The organism is Frankia sp. CoWAU3, assembly GCF_977971855.1.
Window position 1 is genome coordinate 3,283 of record NZ_CDWWXB010000133.1, and the last position, 5,261, is coordinate 8,543.

The window sequence follows — 5,261 nt, forward strand, 5'->3', positions numbered from 1 at the left end:
CCGGCCCGTCTCCTGCGGCGGTCCGGGTACCGGGGAGTCCCGCGGCGACGGATGGAGCGGTTGGTGAGCTCTCCCTACGATCAGGGCTCTAGTCGGGGTGGTCCTGCACCTGACCGAGCATGGCCTAACCCGGACGGCCAGTCCCGGGTAACCGCGGACCGGGTACCCCCGGACCGCGCCCGGCGGCCGGAGCAGGCCAGGCCAGGCCCGGCCCGGCCCGGCCAGGCCCAGGCAGGCCAGGCCCAGGGACGCCGGCTGGTGCCGCCGACGGGCCGGCCCACCGGCGGGAGAGGGGAACGCACCGTTCTCGTGCCGCCCGCGGCTCCCCCCGCCGCGGCGAGGACGAACACGCCGCCGGATGGTGGGACCGGTCGGGGTGCCGGTGCCGCCGTCGGGGGGTGGGTGCCGGACCATGGCATCGGGAAGTCCGACGCGCCCGGCCGTGAACCGTCCAGCGCTCGTCCCGGCATGCCCGTCGGCGAGGCGACCGGTCGTCGCCGAGGCGGCGGCGCGCCCTCCGGTCGGGCGGCCCCCACTCGGCGGGTTCCCGGCCGTGGGTTCTCCGATCGGACCGCCTCTGACCGCGGCGTCCCCGATCGTGGGCCGGACCAGCCGGCAGACCGGACAGCCGGCGAGGTCAACACCCTGTACGACACTGTCGACCAGGAGGCCCTACGACGGGTCGATGTCCGGGAACGCACCGTGGACGCCACCGTTTACCACAAGGTGATGCCGGAGCGGGACTCCCGGAATGGCCGTCGCAACGGTGTGTCGGACCGCGACCGCATGACCGAGGTGACGCCCGCTCAGCGGGTGGCCGGTCGGCGCGACCTCACCCGCGCCACCGAGCTGATGGCCGTCCGGAGCCGGGCACGGGAGGGAAGCGGATCGGCCGCTACCCGCCGGATGGCGGATCGGATCGAGCCCCGCCGGATCGAGCCCCGCCGGATCGAGCCCCGCCGGACCGGTCCAGGGCGGGCCGGGCCAGGCCGATCCTCCCGGGCGGAGATGGGTGTCCCGGGCGGGGCGGGAGGACCCGGGCGCCGCAACGGGAAGGCCCCCCGGCCGGGCCAGGGGCGACACGGCCCGATGTGGTGGCGACGGCGCCCGCGCTGGCTGCGCCGTCTGGTCTTCGCCAGCTTCTTCTCCGGTCTTCTCCTGTTCGCCGCCGGCATCGGCGTCATCTACGCGGCGACCCGGGTCCCGCTGCCTGCCGAGGTGAAGACGGACCAGACGTCGATCATCTTCTACGGACCGCCGGCCGGCTCGCACCAGGACAACGGTGAGGAGCTTGCCCGGATCGGCACCGTGAACCGCACCGACGTGCCGCTCGCCGAAGTGTCCGTGGACATGCAGCACGCGGTGCTCGCGGCCGAGGACAAGAACTTTTATCACGAACCCGGTATCTCTCCCAAGGGCATTGCCCGGGCGCTCTACGTGAACGTCACCGGCGGGGAGCTGCAGGGTGGTTCGACCATCACCCAGCAGTACGCCAAGAACGCGTACCTGTCGCAGGAGCGGACCTTCACCCGCAAGATGCGCGAGATCGTGCTCGCGGTGAAGCTGGGCCAGAAGTACTCCAAGGGACAGATCCTGGAATTCTACCTGAATACGATCTACTTCGGCCGGGGCGCCTACGGTATCGAAGCGGCGGCGAAAGCCTACTTCAACACCTCGGCCGCCAAACTCACCCCCGCCCAGGGAGCGGTCATCGCGGGCCTGATCCGATCACCCAACTACCTCGACCCGGCCAAGAACCCGGGTCCGGCGGCGAACCGCTGGCACGACGTGGTCGCGACGATGGTCGCCGAGGGCTGGGCTCCGCCGGGGCTCGCCCAGCAGAGCCCCCCACCCGTGGCCGCGAAGGCGCAGGATACCGCCGCCTCGTCCGACCAGATCGCGTACATCCGCGATCAGGTCAAACGTGAGCTTACGACCGTCGGGAAGATCACCGAGGATCAGATCAACCGCGGTGGACTGCGCATCACGACCACGATCGACAAGGGGCGGCAGTTCAAGGCCTTCCAGGCGGTGAGCGACGTGCTGGGCCCGGCGTACGCCGCCGTGCCGGATCTGCGTACCGGGCTCACCGCGATAGAACCCGGGACCGGCAGGATCCTCGCCTGGTACGGCGGGTCGCTCTACGGCAAGGACGCACAGGGCCACGAGCAGTACGTCGACAACGTGTCAGGGGCGCAGGTGCAGTCCGCCTCCACCTTCAAGACGATCACTCTGGTCGCCGCGTTGCGTCAGAACATCAACCTCAAGTCGACCTTCGCCGCTCCCGCCAAGATCACACTGCCGGGGAATTACGTGGTCAGCAACGACGAGGGTGAGGCGGGCGATCTCGGATACAAGAACCTCATCGAGGCGACGGCGGGCTCCATCAACACGGTGTACGTACCGCTGGGGCAGAACATCGGCGTCTCGAACATCATCAAGACCGCGCGCGACCTTGGTATCCCGGCCAGCACCCAGCTTCGCAACGAAGCGGGTATCACGCTGGGCCAGGACGACGTGCACGCGGTGGATATGACCACGGTCTACGCGACCCTCGCCGGCGCCGGAGTGCGGGCCACACCGCACATCGTCGACAAGGTGGTCGACGGCAACGGGCAGGTGATCTATTCGGGTACCCCCGATGTGAAGCAGGTCATCCCGGCCACGGTGGCCCGCGACGCCACGTACGCCCTGCAGAGTGTGTTGACGGATTCGAGTGGCACCGGAAAGCGGGCCCGGCTGGACGGCGGGCGGGAGGCCGCCGGCAAGACCGGGACGTCGACCAACTTCCGGTCGGCCTGGTTCTGCGGGTACACCAGGGAACTCGCGTCCTGCGTGAACATGTTCCGGGGCAATGGCACCGAGCAGGATGTGCTGAAGGGCATTCCCGGCGCCGAGAAGGGCGTCTACGGGGGTACCTACCCGGCCAAGGTGTGGAAGGCGTTCATGGACGCCGCGCTGACGGGGGTGCCGCCGTCGAAGTTCGACCCGCCGGCCTTCGGTGGCCTCGTGCAGGATAACGAGCCCGAGCCGACTCCCACACCCACCCCGGCGCCGAGCGCCTCATCGAGCCAGCCCGGCGATACCGGCGTCAACCTGGGCGATCTCCTGAACCCCAGTGGCAACGGCAACGGCGGTGGTCAGCAGCAGGATGCCGGCCAGGCGGGCCGGCCGGCTCGACAGACGGGGATCTTCTCCGACCCGTTCAACTGACCGGGAGGTCGAGTTCAGTGCTGGTCATGGGCTGTCATGGGGCGAGAATGACGGGCATGGCCATGTCCCCGGCGTCCCCCGTCCGCGTCAGCCCGGCCCGGGAGGACCCGGTCGTCGCGGGGGCAAGCCAGCTCATCGGTGGGCCGCCGGGTGAGCACGCGGCCGTGCCCGACCGGCGTGGTTGGCTGACCCCGCTGCGGGTGCTGATGGCAATGGTCATCGTGGCCGGGGTCCTCGGCTACACCCAGAAGATCAGTTGCCGGGACACCCGGAACTGGACGCATGAGCACCAGTACACGGCGTTGTGCTACTCCGACATCGTCGCGTTGTACAGCCAGGAGGGGCTGGTCGACGGGAAGATCCCCTATCTGGACTACCCGACGGAGTATCCGCCGTTGATCGGCGCCACCATGCAGCTCGTCGCCTGGCCTGCCGGTCTCGCGAACGGACCGCGGGCGGTCTACCGGGAGGAGAACGGCGAGCGCGTCTTCGACCATTACACGATGGACATGCGGTCGGCCGTCTTCTACGACCTCACCGCCCTGCTGTTCCTGATCGTGGCCTCGGTCGCGGTGTGCTGCACCGCGCTGACGGCCGGATCGAGGCGGATCTGGGACGCCGCTCTGTTCGCGCTGGCGCCGACCCTCGTGCTGCATCTGCTGACGAACTGGGACATCATCGCGGTGGCGTTCGCGGCGGGCGGCCTGCTTGCCTGGTCCAGGCGGGCTCCGAAGCTCGCCGGGATGCTGATCGGACTCGGCATCCTCACGAAGCTCTATCCGGCCCTGTTCCTGCTAGGGTTGACTTTTCTCTGCCTCCGGGCTGGGAGGCTGCGCGAACTGGCCCGGACCGTCTGCGCGGCGGCGGTGACGGTGCTGGTGGTCGTCGTCCCGCTATGGCTGACCGCCGGCTACTTCAACGCGGAGAACGCCCGCGTCGGCGACAGCATCTGGTCGACCTTCTGGCGAGGTGGTGACTGGATCCGCCTGGTCGGTGGTGGTTCGGACGGGGCCCGCAACGCCATCGCCCGGTTCTTCGACCTGAACTCCGACCGCGGCGCCGACTGGGACTCGCTGGCGTTCGGCGCGACCTGGCTTGCCGGCCGCTACGACCCGGCCTGGTTCGGAGCACTGCACCTGGTGGTCTCCGCGCTCACTGCCGTCGTCCTCGTCGCGGTGGCCGCGGCCGCGATCCATCATCGGCCCGATGCGTGCCGGCTGGTCATCGCGGTGGCCGCGGCCGGCTGGGTGACGATCGTCGTCGCCCTCCCGATGATCCTGCAGGGCTTGCGGAACAACGGCCTGCCCATCTCCACGTTGAACATCATCACTGGGGCGGCCCTGCTGGTCTCGGTGGTCGCCATCGGGTTACTCACCTGGTTCGCACCGCGCCGGCCCCGTCTGCCGCAGGTGCTGTTCCTGCTCGTCGTCGCCTTCCTGCTGACCAACAAGGTCTTCTCACCCCAGTACACGATCTGGCTGCTACCGCTGGCGGCACTGGCTCGGCCCCGATGGAGGCTGTTCCTGCTGTGGCAGGTCTGTGAGGCGTGGGTGCTGTTCACCCGATTCATGCACTTCATCTACAACGACACGCAGGGTCGTCACGGCATCGACCGGGGATGGTTCGTCGGCGCGGTGGCCCTGCGCGACCTGGTGCTGCTCGTCCTGGCCGGATTCGTCGTCCGGGAGATCCTGCATCCGCATACCGACATCGTGCGGACCGGCGGAATGGCGTACCCGGGTGATCCGCGTGTCACGGTCGGCTCCGCTGCCGTCGGCGATCCGGACGCCGTTGACGACCCTGCGGGCGGGGTGCTGGACCATGCCCCCGATGTACGCGGCGGCCGGCCGGCGTGGGTTACGGCGGCGGCCACCGGCGAGCCGGCCGGAGGCCCGGCCGCCGGCAGCGCCGACGGGGCCGGGTCCGGCGGTGCATGATCCGATCGGACCGGGGATGGTCCGAGCGGCCTGGGCCCGGCTGCCGGAGCCGGTCCGGGCCACGCTGCCGATCTGGTTCGGGAGCCGGGTCGCGGTCGCCCTGCTGGCGCT

At 70.0% G+C, this 5,261-nt stretch carries 2 protein-coding genes; both read left to right on the plus strand.

Annotation, left to right across the window (positions count from 1 at the left end; translation table 11 throughout):
* Positions 1-258: 258 nt before the first annotated feature.
* Complete coding sequence (locus AC08ON_RS12410) at positions 259-3,213, plus strand: transglycosylase domain-containing protein (RefSeq protein ID WP_476617013.1); 2,955 nt, start codon at positions 259-261, stop codon at positions 3,211-3,213.
* A 47-nt stretch (positions 3,214-3,260) separates the two neighbouring features.
* Positions 3,261-5,150 (plus strand): glycosyltransferase family 87 protein, encoded by a 1,890-nt coding sequence (locus AC08ON_RS12415; RefSeq protein ID WP_476607671.1) that lies wholly within the window; start codon positions 3,261-3,263, stop codon positions 5,148-5,150.
* Positions 5,151-5,261 lie beyond the last annotated feature (111 nt).